Origin of the sequence: Nonomuraea sp. NPDC049655 (genome assembly GCF_044465465.1) — a bacterium.
Taxonomy (GTDB): Bacteria; Actinomycetota; Actinomycetes; order Streptosporangiales; family Streptosporangiaceae; genus Nonomuraea.
On sequence record NZ_JBITLS010000004.1, the window covers coordinates 558715 to 576610 of the forward strand.

Sequence of the window (17896 nt, forward strand, 5' to 3'; positions counted from 1 at the left end):
CCCGACACTGGAGCCATGAGCATCACAGAACTCGGGCACACCGGGGTCGGCCCGCCCCCCAGAGCGGCCACCGAGGCGGCCGTACACGCCGAAGGGCTGGTGAAGACGTTCGGCGCACACCGGGCCGTGGACGGGATCGACCTGGACGTACGCACCGGCGAGATCTTCGGCGTCCTCGGCCCCAACGGCGCGGGCAAGACCACCACCCTCCGCATGCTGGCCACCCTCCTGAAGATCGACGCCGGCCGCGCCGAGATCTTCGGGGTCGACGTGGCCGCCAACCCGCACGTGATCCGCCAGCTCGTCGGCGTCACGGGCCAGTACGCCTCGGTCGACGAGAACCTGACCGCCCGCGAGAACCTCTGGCTGTTCAGCCGCCTCCAGGGCATCGCCAAGCCGCGCGCCCGGCGCATCGCCACCGAGCTGCTGGGCCAGTTCGGCCTGGAGGACGCGGCCGACAAGCCGATCTCGCAGTTCTCCGGCGGCATGCGCAGGCGCCTGGACCTGGCGGTCAGCCTGATCACCAGGCCGCCGCTGATCTTCCTGGACGAGCCCACCACCGGCCTCGACCCCCGCACCCGCGGCCAGATGTGGGACGCCATCCGCGACCTGGTCTCCGACGGCTGCACCGTGCTGCTGACCACCCAGTACCTGGACGAGGCCGACCAGCTCGCCGACCGCATCGCCGTCATCGACCACGGCCGCAAGGTCGCCGAGGGCACGCCCGACCAGCTGAAGAGCGCGGTCGGCAACTCGACCCTGCAGTTGCTGCTCGCCGAGCCGGACGAGGTGCCCGCCGCCGTGGAGGTCGTGCGGCGCGTGCTCGGCTCCGACCCGGTGCTCAGCCCGGAGCAGGGCCGCCTCAACGTCGCGCTCGACCAGGCCGACCTGGCCGCCGAGGTGCTGATCGCCCTGCGCACCGCCGGGGTGTCGATCTCGTCGGTGAGCGTGGCCAAGCCCAGCCTGGACGAGGTGTTCCTCGTCCTGACCGGCCACGGGACGGACGACGACGCCGCGACCGGCACGGAGGAGAACCGATGAGCACCATGATCGCCCCCACCCGCGAGACGGTAAGGGCCGCCGACCGCGTGGAGGCCGCCCGGCGGCGCGTGACCCTGGCGGAGACCGTCGGCCAGACCCTGTCGATGGCCTGGCGGGCGCTGAAGAAGATGCGCCGCAACCCGGAGCAGTTCTTCGACGTGGCGCTGCAACCCCTGCTGTTCACCGCGATGTTCGCCTTCATCTTCGGCGGCGCCATCGCCGGCGACGTGCAGAGCTACCTCCCGCTCATGATCCCCGGCATCCTCGCCCAGACGGTGCTGACGACGTGCATGGCGACGGGCACGCAGCTGCGCGAGGACATGGAGAAGGGCGTCTTCGACCGGTTCAAGTCGTTGCCGATCGCCCGGATCGCGCCGCTCGCCGGCCCGATGGTGGCCGACCTGCTGCGTTACACGATCGCGGCCACGCTGACCTTCGGCATGGGCATGGTGATGGGCTACCGGCCGGGCGGCGGGGTGGGCGGCGTGCTGGCCGCGATCCTGCTGGCCATCTTCACGGGCTGGTCGCTGGCGTGGATCTTCACCTGGGTCGGCACGATCGCCCGCAGCGCCCAGGCCGTGCAGGGCATCTCGATGATGATCCTGTTCCCGCTGACGTTCCTGTCCAACGCGTTCGTCCCCGTGGAGACCCTGCCGGGGTGGCTGGCCGCGTTCGTCCGGGTCAATCCGGTCTCACACCTGGTCACGGCCACCCGGGACCTCGCCAACAACGCCCTCGTCAGCGGCGAGGTGGCCTGGACCCTGCTGGCGTGCGCGGTCGTCATGGCGATCTTCGCGCCCCTGTCGGTGCGCAGCTACAAGCGGCACATGTGAGCGCCGCCGGTCATGGCCGAAGACCTGATCGACGTGCCGCCGGGCCTCGTCGAGCAGGTCAGGGCCGCGCCGGTGGCCGTACTCGGCCCGGACGGCCGCGAGCGTGCCCGGCGCGGCCCGTTCCGCGTGCGGCTCGATCAACGCGAAGTGCATGCTCGGCATCGTCCTGTTGTACGAGAACCGCTCGGCCAGCACCAGCAGCCTGATCGCGTCGCGCGCCGCCACGGCCTGCCGCAGCAGCCCCCACGTCCCGAGCGCGAACAACATCGAGCCGCACACCGGGAAGTCGAGGACCGGGTTCGTCACGATCAGCAGGTCGTAGCCCCGCGCGGCGGCGAACAGCTCCGCGCCGTACCCGACCTCCCGCGGCCCGGCATGGTGGGCGTACGCCGTCAGCGCGATCGACTCCGCGACGACCGACCAGGACGTGGCCCCCTCGTACGGCACCCCCGGCGGACGCAGGTCGCGCGCCCGCTCCACCGCCCTGCGGTAGTGCACCAGCGCCGCGGACGTCTCCCCGCGGGCGAGGGCGATCTCGGCCGCGCACAGCGAGTCGATCGCCGCGCCGCCGAGCACGGTGTCACCCTCGCTGATCCCGTTGATGCCGGCCAGCTCGGCCTCGGCGGCGTCGAGATCGCCGTCGGCCAGCGCCGAGATCAGCAGGACCGAGCGGAGCTGGGCCTCGTCGTCGACGGCGCCGAGCCGGCGCAGCACCGGCAGCGCGGTCCGCGCGTGGCCGACCGCCCGCCCGCGGTCGCCGAGCTGCATGAACAGCTGGGCCAGCACGGCGTGCGCGACCGCGCCGATCCACGGGCCCTCACTGTCGCGGAGCAGCGACAGGGCCTGCTCGGCGGCCCCGATCGCCTGGTGCACCTCCCCGACGTTCTCCAGGACGTGGATGCTCGCCTGCGCCGCGGCCAGCGCCACGTCGCGGTCGGGGCTCCGGCGCAGCTCCAGGAGCTTGCGGTGGGCGTCGTCCCGGTCCCACGCGAGCGCCACCGTGGTCATGGCCCCCAGGCGGGGATCGGTCTCGCCGGTTCCCGGCAGCTCCTCAAGGAGCAGGCGCAGGGGATCGTGGGCGCGGTCGGTCACGGCGATGGTGTTCATCAGCGTGATCAGCAGGGCGGCCCTGGTCACCTCGACGAGCGGCGGTGGCGGCGTCCAGCCCTTGAGCGCCTGGCCGATCGCCTCCCGGTGGACGAAGATCCGGGTGTGGTCGCCGCGGATCGACCACAGCGAGCCCACACCGGCCAGCAACTGGACCGTCGCGGCCGGGTCGGGCTCGCCGAGTGCCTGCCGGAGCAGGTCGGCGAGGTTGCCCTCCTCCGCGCGCAGCGCGTCGACCGACTCGTACTGCCCCGGGCCGAACAGCGTGTAGGCGTGTGCGAGGGCGTACGCCGTGGCCCACTTCCGCTGCGCCGCGCGTGCCGCCGCCTCCTCGCCGGCCTCCTTCAGCCGCATCCGCCCGAACTCCCTGACGGTCTCCAGCATCCGGTAGCGCAGGCCGTACGCCGTCTCGCGGACGCCGAGGATGGACTGCTCGGTGAGCGCGTCCACGACGGCCAGGGCGTCCGGGCCGAGTACGTGCTCGGCGGCGGTCAGCGTGAACCCGTCGCCGAACAGCGACAACCAGCGCCAGGCCCGCCGTTCGGGCTCGTCCAGCAGGTTCCACGACCAGTCGATCACCGCGAGCAGCGTCTGGTGGCGGTCGGGGGCCGTCCGGTTGCCGCCGCGCAGCAGGGCGAACCGGTCCGCCAGCCGCCGCGCGATCTCCTCGACCGACATCACCCGTACCTTGGCCGCGGCCAGCTCGATCGCGAGCGGCAGCCCGTCGAGGCGGGCGACGACCTCGGCGACCGCGTCCTCGCCGATCCGCACCCCGGGGCGGGCGGCCGTGGCGCGCTGCCGGAACAGCTCCGCCGCGTCCTCGGCGAGCAGCTCGCCGAGCAGGTAGACGCGTTCGGCCGGGATCGACAGCGGGGCGCGCGAGGTGGTCAGCACCCGCAGGTCGCGGGTCGTCACGGTCAGGAACGCCACCAGGTCGGCGACGGCCTCGATCACGTGCTCGCAGTTGTCCAGGACGAGCAGCGCCGGAGCCTGGTCGAGATGCTGGGCGATGCGGGCGCGCACGTCGGCGCGCTGCCCGGCGGTCAGGATCCGGCGCCCGCTGACCGAGTCGCGGACCCCGAGCGCCGACCCCACCTCGCCCACCACGCCCTCCGGCGAGGAGACGCCGACCAGCTCGATGAAGTGCACGACGGGCTGCGCGGCGTTCCGGCCCGCCACATGGGCCAGCCGCGTCTTGCCCAGGCCGCCGGGGCCGACGACGGAGACCACCCGGTTGGTCTGCAACAGGGCGTGGACGGCGCGGATGTCGTCCTCGCGGCCGAGCAGCGAGGAGCCGTCGAACTGGAGGCCGACGCGCACCGGCCGGTCCGCGGCGAGGAGTTCGGCGTACACGCGGGCCAGCTCGGGGCCGGGTTCGGTGCCGAGCCGGGCGATCAGGCCCGAGCGGTGGCGTTCGTAGCGCTCCAGCGCGGCGGCGGCGCCGCGGACGGCGGCCTCGCTGCGCAGCAGGCAGGCCAGCAGCTCCTCGTCCTGCGGCCGTTCGGCCGCGGCCTCCTCCAGCAGCGGCAGCGCGGCCTCGTGCGCGCCGCCGCGGGCGGCCGCGATCGCCGCCACCCGCCGGGCCTCGGCCACCTGCCGCGCCGCGACGGCGCGCAGGTCGGCCAGCGCGCCCGTGGCGCCGTCGGGGCCGTCGGGGCCGCCGGCCACGACCAGGTCCAGGGCCTCCTCGGCACGGCGGCGCGCGAGCGCCGCGTCGTCCTGGCCCAGCGCGGCCCGCGCCTGCTCCACCAGCGTCCCCAGCAGCAGGACGTCGACCTGGCCCGCGGACAGCCCGAGCCGGTAACCGCGCGGGACGCGCACGACGACGTCGGGGCCGGTCGCGGCCCTGGTCCGGGAGACGACCACCTGCAGCGCCTTGGTCGGGTTGGCCGGCGCGCCGTCGGGCCACAGCTCCTCGACCAGCCGCTCGTCGCCGACGCCCGCGCGCCCGTGCAGGGCGAGCACGGCCAGCAGGGTGTGCGCGCGGTCGCCCACGACGCGCGCGCCGTGCCAGCGGACGCCGTCGAGGAGGACCAGTGCGGGAGACACATCCTCAGCTTACGGACGATTCACCGGCCCGCGCCGCCTCCCGCGCCCGCCCCGCCGCGACGACTCGGCCGGGCAGGCTTTGCTTACCATGAGGCGTGGATCGGCTGCGGAGCGTCCCCATGGCGGACGGCGAGGTGGAGGTGCTGATCGTCGGCGGCGGGCCGGTCGGGCTCACCGCACGGGCGCTGCTGGACCGCTGGGGCGTGCGGGCCCTGCTGGTCGAACGGCACCGCGAGCCGTCGCCCTTCCCGCGGGCCCGGCTGGTCAACGTGCGTTCGATGGAGATCTACCGCGGGCTCGGGCTCGCCGCCGGGATCGCCGCCCATGCGTTCGCCCCCGAGTACGGCCGCATCCGCTTCCGCGACACGCTGTGCGGCCGCGACTTCGCCACGGCGGCGATGACCGGCATCGACGCGCCGGTGCCCGAGAGCCCCGTGACCGGCGTGGTCACCTCGCAGGACCGCCTGGAACCCGTGCTGCTCGCCGGGGCGAGGTCGCCGGCCTGCTTCGGCGTCGAGCTCGCGGAGCTTGCCGAGGAGGCGGACGGCGTCGTGGCCGTCCTGCTCGGCGGCTCCCGGCGCGGCGAGCGCACCCGGCTCCGCGTCCGTCACGTCCTCGCCGCCGACGGCGCGAACTCCACCGTCCGGCGCCTGCTGGGCATCGGCGTCACCGGGCCCGGGAGCATGGAGGGCTTCACCACCGTCGTGTTCGACGCCGACCTGCGCCGCTGGTGCGCCGACCGGCCCGCCGGGGTCTACTTCACCGCGCACGGCCTGTTCGCGCCGCTGTATCCGGAAGGAGGCTGGGCCTGGTTCGTCCCCACCCCGGACGACGGCCCGCACGCCGACTGGCCCGCCCTCCTCGCGCGCGCCCTCGGCGGCGTGCCGGCCGACGTCGTACGGATCCAGCACTGGGAGACCGACGCGTTCGTCGCCGAGCGTTTCCGCCACGGCCGGATCCTGCTGGCCGGGGACGCCGCGCACGCGATGCCCATCGTCGGCGGGCTGGGCATGAACACCGGCATCGCCGACGTGCACAACCTGTGCTGGAAACTGGCGGGCGTCCTGCGGGGATGGGCCGCTCCCGGCCTGCTGGAGACGTACGAGGAGGAGCGGCGGCCGGTCGCCTGCCGGACACTGCGCCAGGCGGTGGCCAACACCGAGCTCATGCTCGACGTGCAGAACCGGCGCCGCGCCCAGCTCCAGCCCGGCCGGGCGGCGCCGGACCACGTCGAGCTGCCCTGGTCGGAGCGGTACTTCGCGCAGCTCGGCCTGGTGCTGGGCGGCACGTACCGCTCCGGCGCCGTCCTCGCGGGCGAGGGGCCCGCGCCGGAGCCGCCGGGCGCGGACTACGTGCCCAGCGCGGAACCAGGTCGCCGGATGCCGCACCTCTGGCTCGCCCGCGACCGCTCGACCCTGGACACGTTCGGCGAATGGTTCACCGTGCTCACCCCGGACCCCGCCGCCTGGGCCGGGCCGACGACGCCATGGCCGGCGCGCGTCGAGTCCCTTCCCGTGGAACATGCGGCGTTCTGCGGGATCACCGGGCTGGGAGCGCTGCTCGTCCGTCCCGACGGGCACGTCGCCGCCCGCTGGTCCGGCCCTCCGGCCGTCTCCACCCTCCTCGACGCCCTCGCCGCGTTGACCGGGCAGGACGCCCGAGCCGTCCGTCGCGCAGCGCCTCCGTGACGACCGGCCCGCGCCGTCATCCGGCCTGCGCCGCATGCCGTCCCTTGCGCCGCTCGCCCAGCCGGACGCCCACGAAGACCAGCACGGCCAGCAGCACTACGGCGATGACCGCGTTGGTGCCCATGCCGACATAGGACTCCACCAGCGACCAGTTCTCGCCGAGCGCCCAGCCGGCCAGCACGAACACGGTGTTCCAGAGCAGGCTCCCGGCCGTGGTCAGGAGCGTGAACACGCCCAGCGGCATACGTTCCACCCCGGCGGGAACGGAGATCAGACTGCGGAAGATCGGGATCATCCGTCCGAAGAACACCGTCTTGCGCCCGTGCTTGTGGAACCACGCCTCGGTCCGCGCGATGTCGGAGACCTTCAGCAGCGGAAGCCGGGCGGCCAGGGCCACTGTGCGCTCGCGGCCGAGCACCGCGCCCACCCAGTACAGCGCCAGCGCCCCGATCACCGAGCCGGCCGTGGTCCACAGCAGCACGGCGGCCAGGTTCATCGTCCCCTGGGAGGCGGTGAAGCCGGCCAGCGGCAGGATCACCTCGCTGGGCAGGGGCGGGAACAGGTTCTCCAGCGCGATCGCGATCCCCGCTCCCGGCGCGCCCAGCAGCTCCATCAGGTTGATCAGCCATTCCGTCATGCGTCAGAGACTAGGAACGACCAAGGTGCGGCCACCATGAGGCAGGTGGCCGTTCAGGGGTGCGGGAAACCACACCCCCCCCGCCGCCGTCGTCGGCGCTAGCTGCCGGTGCACCACCTGCCGCTCTTGAACCGCTCCTCGACCTCGACCTCGGGCGCCGAATCGGCGACCGCGATGTCGAGTTGCGCCGTGGCGGCCACCAAGGTGCCGGCCGGCGACTTGGCCGCCTCGGCGTCCACCACCAACTGCCGGTCGCCGAGCAGCGCGTAGGTGTCGCTGTCGAAGATCAGATCCCAGCGCACCCCGTCCGGGCTCGTGAAGCCCACGCCGATGCCCGTGCGGCCCGCCGCGTCCTGCACCCCCTCGTCGATGGTGATGCCGGGGAACGTGCTCAGGGCCTGGTACAACGCGCTGCGTTGCGCGGCCGGGAGGTAGCTGTGCCACAGCAGCTGACGTGCGGCGAGGTAGGCGAGGAACGGCGTCAGGCTCTTCGCCTTGGGCTTCCACATCGCGTCGAGGTGGGCGCGCATGCCGTCCGCGTCGGTCGGCAGGTTCTTGATCGTCGGATAGTCGCTCCTGAAGTCCTTGCAGTAGACGATGGGGTCGGTTCTGGTGCCCATGTCCTTGAAGGCGGACTTCGGGATCGGTTCGCCGGCGTAGGCCAGGGGTTCGATGGGCGAGTGCTCGAACACGCCGTCGGCGTACTGCCCCGGCCGTCGCTCGCCCGCCCGCAGCCAGACAGTGGTCTTGGAACGCCGGTAGTAGTGCTCGTCGGACTTGTCGAACGGCACCAGGGAGTGGTCGGTGATCTGCAGGGTCTTCACCACGATGTACTGGTCGTCGCGCGGCTCGATCTCGTCGACGGCGGCCCTCGCCGCGCGGTGGAGCACGTCGGCGGCCGACAGCAGCTTCATCTCCTGCGGCGGGGACGGGGCCGGCGGCACCTTCACCACCACCAGGCCGACGGCCAGTGCCAGCCCTCCGGCGAGGGCGAAGCCGTACGGCCTGCGCCAGGACCACCGGGGCCGTCCGGCCCTGAGCAGCCGATCCCTGGCCATGGCCTTGGTGCCGGGGTCGTAGGGCGCCACTTCCGGCCGGACCTCGTTGATCAGGTCGAACTCGTTCATCGGGGGTCCTCCAGGACGTTGCGAATCTTGGCCCGGATCCGGGACAGACGGGAACGGACGGTGCCCACCGGGATGTCGAACGCCTGAGCCGCCTGCTCGTAGGACAGTTCGGCCCAGGTGACCAGGAAGAGCAGCTCGCGTTCCGCCGAGGAGAGCCCGGCCAGCGCGTCGGCCAGGCGGGGACCGAGCCGCTGGGCGTCGATCCGGTCGATGCTGCGCTGCTCGAAGGGGTTGTCGTCGTGACCCGGCATCCTGGCCAGGGCCCGCAGCCTGCGCACCTCGGTACGGCGGTGTGTGGCGATCAGGTTGGCGGCGATGCCGTACAACCAGGGGGCGGCGTCCGGTCTGGACAGGTCGTAGCGGGACCGTTTTCGGAACGCCGCGAGGAACGTCTCCGCTGTCACGTCGTCGGCCGCGGAGGAGTTCTCCTGGCCGAGACGTCTGGTGGCATATCGGTGGATCTCATCCGCGTACCTGTCGAAGAGGCCCGCGAACCGATCGGGGTCGGCCAGCGACTCCTCGATGAGGGCGGCGTCCGTGATGGCCGCCACCGGGGTGAGTCCTCTCATGAGGGGAAGTCCTTCCACAGGGCGCGTTCGCACCCTTCACCACAGACTCACCCGCACCGGCCTTTCGGTTCCATCGCTCCTTGGGGGAGTTCGGCGCGTGGGAATTCAACGGAATCCGCCCCGCTTCAGCCTGCTTGAGCGGGATTCGACTCGCTTCAGCGGAATCCGACCTGCTTCAGCGGGATCTGACTCGCTTCAGCGGGATCCGACCTGCTTCAGCGGGATCTGACTCGCTTCAGCGGGATCCGGCCCGCTTCAGCGGGATCCGGCTCGCCGAACTCGCCACGCGTACGTGCCTGTGCGTCGCCGCCGTCAGGCGAACCGCGGCGCCGGGATGGCCCTCTTCCTCAGCGCCGCGACGCCGACGGCCGCCACCCAGATGGCGGCGATGCCGTTGAACATCGCGACCGCGCCCCAGCCGTTCGAGGCGTAGAACTCCGACGAGTTGAAGCCGAAGAACATCGACGGCACCCCGGCCAGGTGCAGTGCGGCGATGCCGAACGACGACCAGCCGACCCACCGGGAAAGGGCGCCCGTGCGCAGCACCGCGTACCCGAAGGCGACACCGAAGACGACCAGCATCAGGTGGCTCATCGAGCCGTAGAGCAGGTAGGTGGGCACGGTGCGGGTCGGGTCGATCTCCTCGACGGCCTTGATGGCGCTGCTGCCCTCGATCCCCTTGGCGACCATGTCGATGATCGTCCACGCCACGCCGGCGGTGCCGGCGACCGCCCCGAACCATTCGTAGCGGGCGTCGGCCCGCGTGATGAGGGACCGGACACCGCTCATGAACACCAGGAACAGCGTCAGCGCGCAGAAGTTGAAGAGCGTACGGGTGAGGATCAGCCAGTCCGGCATGAGGGCGCCGGTCTCGACACCGCAGGCCGGAGGGTCACATGCGGGCACGACGAAGTAGAGGGGGAGCTCGGCCATCGCGAAGACGGCGCCGAGGATCGCGGCCACGCCGATCCAGCGGCGAGCCGTGGGCGGGAGCTGAATCTGTGTAAGCAATGAAGTGTTCATGGCATGCACAGTAGCAACAACTGTGTAAGCCGTCTACTATTTCGTTCAGATCTTCGAGAGGATGCCGGCCATGACCCCACGCAAGAGCTCCGGACGCGACCTCACGCGAGACCACGAGCCTGCGCCGGGTCCCGGGCCCGCCGACGACGCAGACCTCGATGCGCTGCCGCCCGGCTTGGCCGCGGCCTGGGGCGTCATCGACACCGGTGGGCGGCGCGGCCCCAAGCCGGCGCACAGCGTCGAGAAGATCATCGCGGTCGCGACCGAACTGGCCGACGAGGAGGGCATCGCCGCCGCCTCCCTGCCCAAGGTGGCCGCCCGGATCGGCGTGACCGCCAACGCGTTGTATCGCTACGTCAGCTCCAAGGAAGAGCTCATCGTGCTCCTGGCCGATCGCGCCTGGGGCGACCCGCCCGAGTTGCCCGACGGCGACTGGCGAGAGGCGGCCGCGCTGTGGTCACGCCGGCTGTTCGAGCGTTTCCTCTCCCGTCCGTGGCTGCTGGACGTGCCGACCACCGTCTCCCTGACCCCGCACAACGCGGCCTGGCTGGACGCCCTGATCACCGCGCTCGGATCGACCGGCATGGAGGCGCAGCTGATGCTGAACTGCGCATACCTCCTCGACAGCCACGCCCGCTACGGCGCCAACCTGCGCCGCAACACTCCGACGCCGGCCGCGTTGCGCCGCGCGAACCCCGACCAGCAGCGGGCGGTACGCGCGGTCCGCGTGTTCCTCGACGGCCAGCTCCGCTCCCGCAACCTGAACGCCGTCGCGGACGCGATCCAGGACCCGATGTTCCTCGCCGACGAACCTCCGCTCGACGGCTTCGAATTCGGCCTCGCCAGAATCCTCGACGGCATCGAGGCATACGTCCAGCAGTAGGAACGCCGCAGCAGCCGGCCCGCCGGATATGCCCGTCGGCAATTGCGCCTTGGTCGGCGACGTCGACGGCAATGTCGTCCAGGCCCGATCGGTCCTCCGCCGCGTTCTCGCCGAAGGCCGCACACCATGGCCACTCGACTGACAAAGACTCCGCACGTGCCGTTCGATCACTCACGCCGACGCCAGGTCCTCGAACCACGCCTTCAACCAGGTAGGCCCCACGACGACGTGCAGCTCACTGCCCCGTCCCAGCACGACCGCCGTCCTGGGAACCGGCCGTCCGTCGGGCATCACCAGCCGGGTGGGACGATCCACCGACAAGCCTTCTCCCTTGATGCTCCCGGTGACCACCCGGTGCCGCTGTCCTTCATATCCGCCGACAAGCGCCACCCGGTCGCCGGCGACGACCAGCGTATGAGCGCCCCTCACCTGCGTGGACCAGCCGGCAACCGCGCCGGCTCGAACCCGCACAACAGGAAAGTCGGTGTAGTAGTAGGCCCACGCGTCATTTCCCGACACGTTCAGCGCGTAGCAGTTGGAGATCGCGTCGAACTCACCGTCGTACGGATATCGCCACGCGGGAGCCAGATCAGCCCCGAAGCGGATCAGACCGGGGGAGCCGATGGGGGCAGGACTGCCTTTCTCTCCCCAGCCGAGATTGCCGAACACGCCTTCGTCGAAATAGCTCACCCATATGTCGCCGGAAAGCGTCGTCTGCACGTCCTCGATTCCGTCTCCCAGCACGCCCTTTCGCAGCTACTTTCCGTCGGCATCGTAGACGGCGGCGTTGGACTCGGCCGCTCCGTCCCGCCAACGGCACCGCGCCCCCACCAGGTCCCCATCTGACGAGGTCGGTCTCCATCGCCCGGCACTCACAGGCGCCCAACCACGTCCAGCCGATGCCGGACGGGGCCGCGGTGGAACCAAGTCCGCGTGATGGCGCAGCCGCACAACGTCTGTCTTCCGATTACTTCCGGTGCGGCCTCGCATGGGAGACACCTTATTGAGCGCGTGACTGAATCGCGCCTGAAACAAATCCCAGCCAGTGCCCGCATCGACGCTCCTGAAGCCCCACTTCGGAGCCGATCTCCATATCGCAAGAAATCGACCCCGACCATGTGGCATGGAACGCCGCCAGAATCAACAGCTGCGCCGCTCCTCCCGCGGACGAACACGTCACCAGGGAGCCGGCCCGGCCGCACGCCGCCCCCAAGGCACGGCGGCACGGTCGGCGGTGCCTTCGAACAGGTTGTCCAGGGGTTCAGCGGCGGGCTTTGCGCAGCCCGGTGATCTGCAGCTCGGCGAACAGCCCAACGACCAGGGCCTGAGCGATGGCCCAGACGGCCCCGAGCGTGCTGAACTCCAGCGCACCCGCCACGACTGCGGCCACGCTCCCGAGGGTCCAGACGATGTTCAACGCGATGACAGCCCGGACGGCGTTCTGGCCGATCATGGGACGCGCGGCCACCAGGCCGACGGCGGCGCCGTACACGAGCAGGAAGACCCCGATCTCGCGCAGCAGCCCCGCGCCCGGCCCGAGCAGGCCGCTCACGGGCCCGGCCAGGGCCAGGTACACCAGCCCATTGGCGCCGGTGACGACGGCGTCCGCAACAAGAGCGAGGCGCAGGAACCTGGTCCGGTCGGCGGTGATGGTGAGGGCGGTCATCTCTGCTCCTTCAAGTGCTCGTTTCGACACCTGAACAATGGCAGCGAGACATAAGGACCGCGATTACGCGTCAGGTAATGAGAACGGCGACCATCTCACCCAGCTGGGCCGGACATCCCTGGTCGCAGGCTTTCGCGTGAGTACGGCCAGCGGTGCTCGCCGGGCCATCAGGACCCTCAGCCGCATGGACGTGTTGTCAGTCCCGACGTCTACTGTCCACCGCATGGCAGTCCCCGAGGTCATCCCCATCATTCACGAACCCGACTACCACACCGACACGATCGGCCATTGGAAAGGCGGCCAGTTCTTCGGTTCCGTCATGGCCGCCTTCCCGGAGGGCTCCACCCACACCGACGACTGGCCGAAGCACAAGCGCTGGTACGCCGTCCTGCACACCTTCGACGCCGCCGGCCACCACCTCGGCTCCCGCATCGAGCACACCGACGCCGACGACGACCACCGCTCGGCCGTCGCCCTCGCCGAGGAGCGACTGAAACACTGGCTCGACAAGCTTCCGGGCCTCCGCTTCGACGACATCGCCATCCGGCCCTTCCGGCACACGTTCGACGGAGTACTGTTCGGCCTCGTCATCGAGACCTTCGAAGGCGAAGAACACGCCGAGTTCCACCCGAACAACATCGGCTTCTACGAACCATGGGACGGCCTGTACGACACCTGACCGCCTGAGCCGCAGGGAAGGGCGGACGCAGAGATCAGGAATCCACCAGCACGGGTCAACTCCAATGTGGGCCTTCAGCGGGGTGGCCACCGGTCGGACTGATCGTCGGTACGGCCTGCCACCATGTCCCGCATGACGATCTCCGGCCCCTTGGCCCCGTTCCAGTGGCTCAACATGTCCGAGGGGTCGGGCGGCGCATTGGGTGTGATCTTCAGTGTGGCCTTGCAAAGGCGGCGACCACACCTTGACCGCCCTCAAGAGCATCCGCACCACCCGATCTACGTCATCGCCGACAACTGGTCAGGCAACCAGACCCAGCGCATTCGCTCCTGGGCCAGCTGACACAAGGTCGAACTGTGCTTCACCCCGACCGCAGCCTCCTGGGCCAACCCGATCGAGCCGCGCTCCGGCCCGCTCCGCCGCTTCGTCCTGGATAACAGCGACCCGGCCAACCACTCCGTCCTGGCCCGAGAGCTACAGGCACACCTGCGCTGGCGCGACCCCGCACTACTGGAAGCTCAACGCAAAGAACGAGCCCGCATCCGCAGCGAACGCCGGCAACGCTGGGGCCGACCACGATCCCGACAGCCTGACCACCGCACCCGGCGAACCGTCGTGGTCGACGCACTAACGGGGGTAGATGAGTGAGTGCGTCGCCTCAAGCCAGTCAGCGGCGATGTCCGTCCCCGTGATCCGGCCGATCAGCGTCAGGACGGAGCTGATGCTCTCGCCCTCGTCCACGCGATCCTCGATGACGTCGTCGCCGCTGGTCTGGAAGCGCAGCCCTTCCATGAGGTGGTCGAGCGCGTGCGGATCGCTCCCGTGCACGGGGGCGGGCCAGGTGGGCTGGAAGGCGACAACCACCTCCCCGTCCTTCAGATACTTGAAATGGTCATGGCCGCCCATATCCATACTGAAGCAGAGCGCCTCCCGCCCGCCGGCCGTCAACGGCAGCAGGAAATCGTCGTCGGTCGGCCCCGGAATGATGCAGGTCCACCCTCCGGCCTCGCCCATCCAGGTGGGCCCGCCTTCCTCGCCGCTGTCGAGCAATTCGTTCAGGTGGCTCGGCGTGCTGGTGACGAGGTCCAGGGAGAAGGCCTCGGCGACGGCGTCGCGATCCATTCCTTTGACCCAGAGGGCGCTGAATCCCAGCGTCCAGAGGTCCATCTCGTCATCGAGTCCCTCGGTGAAGATGGTTGAGACCAGGAGATCGTGCACGTGCGTCGGCGACTGCATGCTCACCTTCCGATGGTGGAGGAGCCGGGAGAGGCGAGGCCCTCTCCCGGCCATGACGTTATGACGGTGGTGCGCCGTTGCGGATTCTGACCCGGAAGGCATTGGACGGCCAGTTGCCCATGCCACCTTCGAAGCTCGCTCCTGGCTGCCCGCGACGTTCCCCCGTGTGTGGCGAGCGCGTCCTGCGCCACTCGCAGATCTCGATGACCATGGACGTCTATACGCGGATCCCGAGCCCCGAGACCCGCAAGACGCTCGACCGGCTGAATAAGCGTCTGACCGCCGAATCAGACGGTTAGGCTCGGCGGCGTAGCTGTACAACGCTGCTGTACGCCCACGAAAAAGGCCCTCCGGGATGATCCCGGAGGGCCTTTGACCTGCTGTGCGGCCGAAGGTACTCGAAACCCCAACCTTCTGATCCGTAGCCAGTTCGGGACTGTCCGTCAGCGTCTACCGGTGTCAGAAATGCCTGCTCACCGAGGCCCTCGTCATGATCGCTTCCTACGAACGTCCATCGGTACCCAGGGACGTCGTTAGCAGGACCGGCACGCCATCGGCGTTATCGTGATGCGGCCTCCCCAGTAGAGCGCGCAGGCGACGGACCTCGTTCCAGCAAACGCAGGACATCGGACCGCGCGTGCGCGATGAACGCCGTATTCTCATCCCAGCGATCGTCAGGACCTGCAATGTAAGGGCTTCGGGAACTGCACCAAGGTGGCCGCCGCCATCTCACATCCCGCGCCGGCCAACGCTTACCTCGTCCAGTGTGTTATCCGTCGCTCGTCACGAGCACGAGACGTCACTGGAGTCGAGCATGTCGGGGACCGAAACAATGCAAGGCCCAGCGACACGATCTTGAGTACGACATGACGTTGGTCTCACGGATCTTGGCTCCCCGCAGCCCGCTGCGTGCAGGGTGCGGACCCGCGCTGTCGCCATCTTCTGCCGATGAGTGTGCGCCATATGACGCGGCGATGACGTCGGAAGGGCGGAGCGAGGCAAACGCATAGTCCTGGGTTAATCAGTAGCCGGGTTCGCCTCCAGAGGCCAGCCGGGCCGCTGCCTCGGCGGGAGTGTCGTCGTGGCCCGGCCGGGCCACGAGCACCGATTGGAAGAAGTGCCCCTGCGCCTCATCTGGGTCGTCATCGGCTGCGAACGGTCGCCACAACGCGAGGTATAACGCTCGCGCGGTGAACCCGTCATCGTCTTCGTTCGGCATGAGGTCGATGTGGCTTCGGAGCCGCTCCACGACCACCAGCGCGGGCAAGCCAAAGATGTCGACGTCGCGGTAGCGCACCACGTCGCGCTCGTGCGGACGCCACACCTCGATCGCATTGACCCGGTCCCGCATCGGCCCCGCCCCGAAGCCCACACTGAACCCAAGCCCGCTCGTCAGGTGCACGGCCAGCTCACCGTAGGCGGTCGGCTCCAGCGGACCTAACGTTTCGAGCGCCGCTCGTGCCTCGTCTGGCGTCATCCCGAGCCGCAGCGGACCGATCCCGTGCGGCGGGTCGAGCACTAACTCCATCCGCTGATCATTGCAGGCTCCCATCCTGGAGAGAAACCCAACAGTTACAACCAGCGGGCCGTTGTCACGGCGCACGCCTCTGCACCTGTTCGAGCGGGCGCATGGCGGCGCTTGACCAAAGCGAACAAGATCGGGTCATGGCGGGTGAGGGGCCACGAGGATTCCGGACAGCCGTCTTATGGGCGTAGCCTATGCGGCCGTCGGGGTTGAAAGGGACTCGTTGAGCACTTCGAAAGGTGGTCGGTAGCCGAGCGCCGAATGTAGGCGCCGGTGGTTGTAGGACCCTTCGATGTAGCGGATGACCTGCCGTTTTGCCTTGGCTCGGGTGGTGAAGACGAAGCGGTGCAGCCATTCGTTCTTGAGCGCGGAGAAGAACGACTCGGCCATCGCGTTGTCGTAGCAGACCCCGGTGCGGCCGACCGAGCGGCGGATGTCCAGGCCGGCCAGAAAGCGGCCGAACTCGTCGCTGGTGTAGTTCGAGCCGCGGTCGGTGTGGAACACGGCGCCGGGCTGGAGCAGGCCGGTGCCGGCGGCCATCCGGATCGCGTCCTTGATGAGGTCGGTGCGGTAGTGGTCGGCCATCGCCCAGCCCAGAACCGCCTTGCTGTGACAGTCGATCACGGTGGCCAGGTAGAGGAAGCCCTCCCAGGTGCGGACGTAGGTGATGTCGCCGACCAGCTTGGTCCCCGGACGGGCGGCGGTGAAGTCACGGCTGACCAGGTCGGGGATGCCGCGGAAGTCGCCCTGCACCGTTGTGACGGGCCGGAACGCCCGCACCTGAGCCGGAACCAGGCCCTGCTCCCGCATCAGGGCACGCACCAACTCGGCCGAGCAGTGCTCACCGCGGCGGGCCAGGGCGGCGTGCACCCGCCGGTAGCCGTAGGTCTCGTGCGAGCCAGCGAAGATTTCGGCGACCGACGCGGCCAGCAGCGTCCGGCGTTGCGCGGTGGCCGAGGCCGGCCGCTCGCGCCATTCGTAGTAGCCCGAGCGGGACACGCCCAGCCAGGCACACATCCGCGCGATCGGGTGATGAGCCTTCTCCGCGTCGATGAGCTCGTACTTGGCGAGCGTCACCGAGTCTCGGACGCGAAGAAGGCGGCCGCTTTTTTCAGGAAGATCAGTTTCTCGCGCAGCTCGGCGTTCTCCCGCTCCAACTCCCGGATCCGCGCCCGCTCCGGCCCCGAGAGCGCCTGACGCTCATCCTGCGCACTCGCGATCCGATGCCGGTTCACCCAGCTGCCCAGCGTGCTGGCGTTGATGTCGAACTCCCGCGCCACGGACGCGACCGTCCGATCGCCCTCCAGCACCATGCGGATGGCTTCTTCCTTGAACTCCGTCGAGAACTGCCTGCGACGCCTCGTCACGTACCTACCTCTTCCAGACTTCTGTCAGCTTACGTAGCCGACTGTCCGGAATCTGGTGGGCACCTCAGGGATCGGGTAGGTGCGCCTTCGCTGTCAGGCGCTCGACTCAGATCGAGATTCTGAGGAGAATCAGTGGCCAAGCGCGTCAACGTCGACGATCCGGACGAGTAGTGGTTCGAGTGCGAGGACTGCGAGGGCACGGGGACCGTAAATGTCCCAGACGGACTCGATGAGTCCACCAGCGTCAGGGCCGAGTGTCCTGGCTGTGGAGGCCTGGGCTTCTACGAGGGCGACACTGACGATGTCGACGCCTGAGGCCAGGTGCTTTGGCGGGTGCTGTAGGAGCACGGAAAGGCGTAGCGCCGCGCTACTCCGGTGCGCTCAGGCGAGGGTGAGTAGCGGGAGCCACGCGTTAGCAAGGTTCCGAGCTGGTCCTGACAAACACAAAGGTCTGCTCCCAGGACGT

General features: G+C 69.9%; 15 protein-coding genes and 1 pseudogene. 6 read left to right on the plus strand and 10 right to left on the minus strand.

The window, feature by feature from the left end:
• The first annotated feature begins 15 nt into the window (after positions 1–15).
• Complete coding sequence (locus tag ACIBQ6_RS16720) at positions 16–1041, plus strand: ATP-binding cassette domain-containing protein (protein ID WP_397154920.1); 1026 nt, start codon at positions 16–18, stop codon at positions 1039–1041.
• On the plus strand, positions 1038–1874 hold the full coding sequence (locus tag ACIBQ6_RS16725) for an ABC transporter permease (protein WP_364327859.1): 837 nt from the start codon (positions 1038–1040) through the stop codon (positions 1872–1874). Before ACIBQ6_RS16720 ends, ACIBQ6_RS16725 begins: the two co-directional genes overlap by 4 nt.
• 1680 nt (positions 1875–3554) lie before the next feature.
• Here the strand turns inward: ACIBQ6_RS16725 and ACIBQ6_RS16730 are convergent.
• Positions 3555–5030 (minus strand): annotated as a pseudogene (locus tag ACIBQ6_RS16730) (BTAD domain-containing putative transcriptional regulator); the annotation flags it as partial.
• 95 nt (positions 5031–5125) lie between these two features.
• Here ACIBQ6_RS16730 and ACIBQ6_RS16735 point away from each other — a divergent pair.
• Complete coding sequence (locus ACIBQ6_RS16735; RefSeq protein WP_397212763.1) at positions 5126–6718, plus strand: FAD-dependent monooxygenase; 1593 nt, start codon at positions 5126–5128, stop codon at positions 6716–6718.
• 16 nt (positions 6719–6734) lie between these two features.
• On the opposite strand, the gene ACIBQ6_RS16740 is transcribed toward ACIBQ6_RS16735, so the two are convergent.
• From ACIBQ6_RS16740 to ACIBQ6_RS16755, 4 genes are all read right to left on the minus strand, one after another.
• Positions 6735–7355 carry a DedA family protein gene (locus ACIBQ6_RS16740; protein ID WP_397212765.1) on the minus strand — a complete coding sequence of 207 codons (621 nt, stop codon included), beginning with the start codon at positions 7353–7355 and terminating at the stop codon, positions 6735–6737.
• 98 nt (positions 7356–7453) lie between these two features.
• Positions 7454–8482 (minus strand): CU044_5270 family protein, encoded by a 1029-nt coding sequence (locus tag ACIBQ6_RS16745; protein WP_397212767.1) that lies wholly within the window; start codon positions 8480–8482, stop codon positions 7454–7456.
• Positions 8479–9051, minus strand: a complete 573-nt coding sequence (locus ACIBQ6_RS16750; RefSeq protein ID WP_397212769.1) for an RNA polymerase sigma factor — start codon at positions 9049–9051, stop codon at positions 8479–8481. The genes ACIBQ6_RS16745 and ACIBQ6_RS16750 overlap by 4 nt, the downstream gene beginning before the upstream one ends.
• Positions 9052–9363: 312 nt before the next feature.
• On the minus strand, positions 9364–10074 hold the full coding sequence (locus ACIBQ6_RS16755; protein WP_397212772.1) for a hypothetical protein: 711 nt from the start codon (positions 10072–10074) through the stop codon (positions 9364–9366).
• Between the two features lie 70 nt (positions 10075–10144).
• Here ACIBQ6_RS16755 and ACIBQ6_RS16760 point away from each other — a divergent pair, with 70 nt between their 5' ends.
• Positions 10145–10957 carry a TetR/AcrR family transcriptional regulator gene (locus tag ACIBQ6_RS16760; RefSeq protein ID WP_397212775.1) on the plus strand — a complete coding sequence of 271 codons (813 nt, stop codon included), beginning with the start codon at positions 10145–10147 and terminating at the stop codon, positions 10955–10957.
• Between the two features lie 171 nt (positions 10958–11128).
• On the opposite strand, the gene ACIBQ6_RS16765 is transcribed toward ACIBQ6_RS16760, so the two are convergent.
• Positions 11129–11677, minus strand: a complete 549-nt coding sequence (locus ACIBQ6_RS16765; protein WP_397212777.1) for a hypothetical protein — start codon at positions 11675–11677, stop codon at positions 11129–11131.
• Between the two features lie 541 nt (positions 11678–12218).
• The gene (locus ACIBQ6_RS16770) at positions 12219–12623 is read right to left on the minus strand and encodes a hypothetical protein (RefSeq protein ID WP_397212779.1); all 405 of its coding nucleotides are present in this window, start codon (positions 12621–12623) and stop codon (positions 12219–12221) included.
• 223 nt (positions 12624–12846) lie between these two features.
• Between ACIBQ6_RS16770 and ACIBQ6_RS16775 the strand changes: the two genes are divergently transcribed.
• Entirely contained in the window at positions 12847–13302 is a 456-nt protein-coding gene (locus ACIBQ6_RS16775) for a hypothetical protein (RefSeq protein ID WP_397212781.1), read from the plus strand.
• A 132-nt stretch (positions 13303–13434) separates the two neighbouring features.
• On the plus strand, positions 13435–13644 hold the full coding sequence (locus ACIBQ6_RS16780) for a hypothetical protein (RefSeq protein ID WP_397212783.1): 210 nt from the start codon (positions 13435–13437) through the stop codon (positions 13642–13644).
• Between the two features lie 285 nt (positions 13645–13929).
• Here the strand turns inward: ACIBQ6_RS16780 and ACIBQ6_RS16785 are convergent, their stop codons facing one another.
• From ACIBQ6_RS16785 to ACIBQ6_RS16795, 3 genes are all read right to left on the minus strand, one after another.
• Entirely contained in the window at positions 13930–14538 is a 609-nt protein-coding gene (locus tag ACIBQ6_RS16785) for a DUF6461 domain-containing protein (RefSeq protein ID WP_397212849.1), read from the minus strand.
• Positions 14539–15559: 1021 nt separating this feature from the next.
• Positions 15560–16066, minus strand: a complete 507-nt coding sequence (locus ACIBQ6_RS16790; RefSeq protein ID WP_397212785.1) for a hypothetical protein — start codon at positions 16064–16066, stop codon at positions 15560–15562.
• A gap of 189 nt (positions 16067–16255) precedes the next feature.
• A protein-coding gene (locus tag ACIBQ6_RS16795; RefSeq protein WP_397212787.1) for an IS3 family transposase occupies positions 16256–17430 on the minus strand; the annotation gives its coding sequence in 2 pieces (ribosomal slippage) (positions 16256–17169 and positions 17169–17430; 1176 coding nt in all).
• Between the last annotated feature and the right edge of the window lie 466 nt (positions 17431–17896).

Coding starts and splice junctions, on each gene's coding strand:
- ACIBQ6_RS16720 (WP_397154920.1), top strand. CDS start 16: ATGAGCATCACAGAACTCGGGCACACCGGGGTCGGCCCGCCCCCCAGA.
- ACIBQ6_RS16725 (WP_364327859.1), top strand. CDS start 1,038: ATGAGCACCATGATCGCCCCCACCCGCGAGACGGTAAGGGCCGCCGAC.
- ACIBQ6_RS16740 (WP_397212765.1), bottom strand. CDS start 7,355: ATGACGGAATGGCTGATCAACCTGATGGAGCTGCTGGGCGCGCCGGGA.
- ACIBQ6_RS16745 (WP_397212767.1), bottom strand. CDS start 8,482: ATGAACGAGTTCGACCTGATCAACGAGGTCCGGCCGGAAGTGGCGCCC.
- ACIBQ6_RS16750 (WP_397212769.1), bottom strand. CDS start 9,051: ATGAGAGGACTCACCCCGGTGGCGGCCATCACGGACGCCGCCCTCATC.
- ACIBQ6_RS16755 (WP_397212772.1), bottom strand. CDS start 10,074: ATGAACACTTCATTGCTTACACAGATTCAGCTCCCGCCCACGGCTCGC.
- ACIBQ6_RS16760 (WP_397212775.1), top strand. CDS start 10,145: ATGACCCCACGCAAGAGCTCCGGACGCGACCTCACGCGAGACCACGAG.
- ACIBQ6_RS16770 (WP_397212779.1), bottom strand. CDS start 12,623: ATGACCGCCCTCACCATCACCGCCGACCGGACCAGGTTCCTGCGCCTC.
- ACIBQ6_RS16775 (WP_397212781.1), top strand. CDS start 12,847: ATGGCAGTCCCCGAGGTCATCCCCATCATTCACGAACCCGACTACCAC.
- ACIBQ6_RS16780 (WP_397212783.1), top strand. CDS start 13,435: ATGACGATCTCCGGCCCCTTGGCCCCGTTCCAGTGGCTCAACATGTCC.
- ACIBQ6_RS16785 (WP_397212849.1), bottom strand. CDS start 14,538: ATGCAGTCGCCGACGCACGTGCACGATCTCCTGGTCTCAACCATCTTC.
- ACIBQ6_RS16790 (WP_397212785.1), bottom strand. CDS start 16,066: ATGGAGTTAGTGCTCGACCCGCCGCACGGGATCGGTCCGCTGCGGCTC.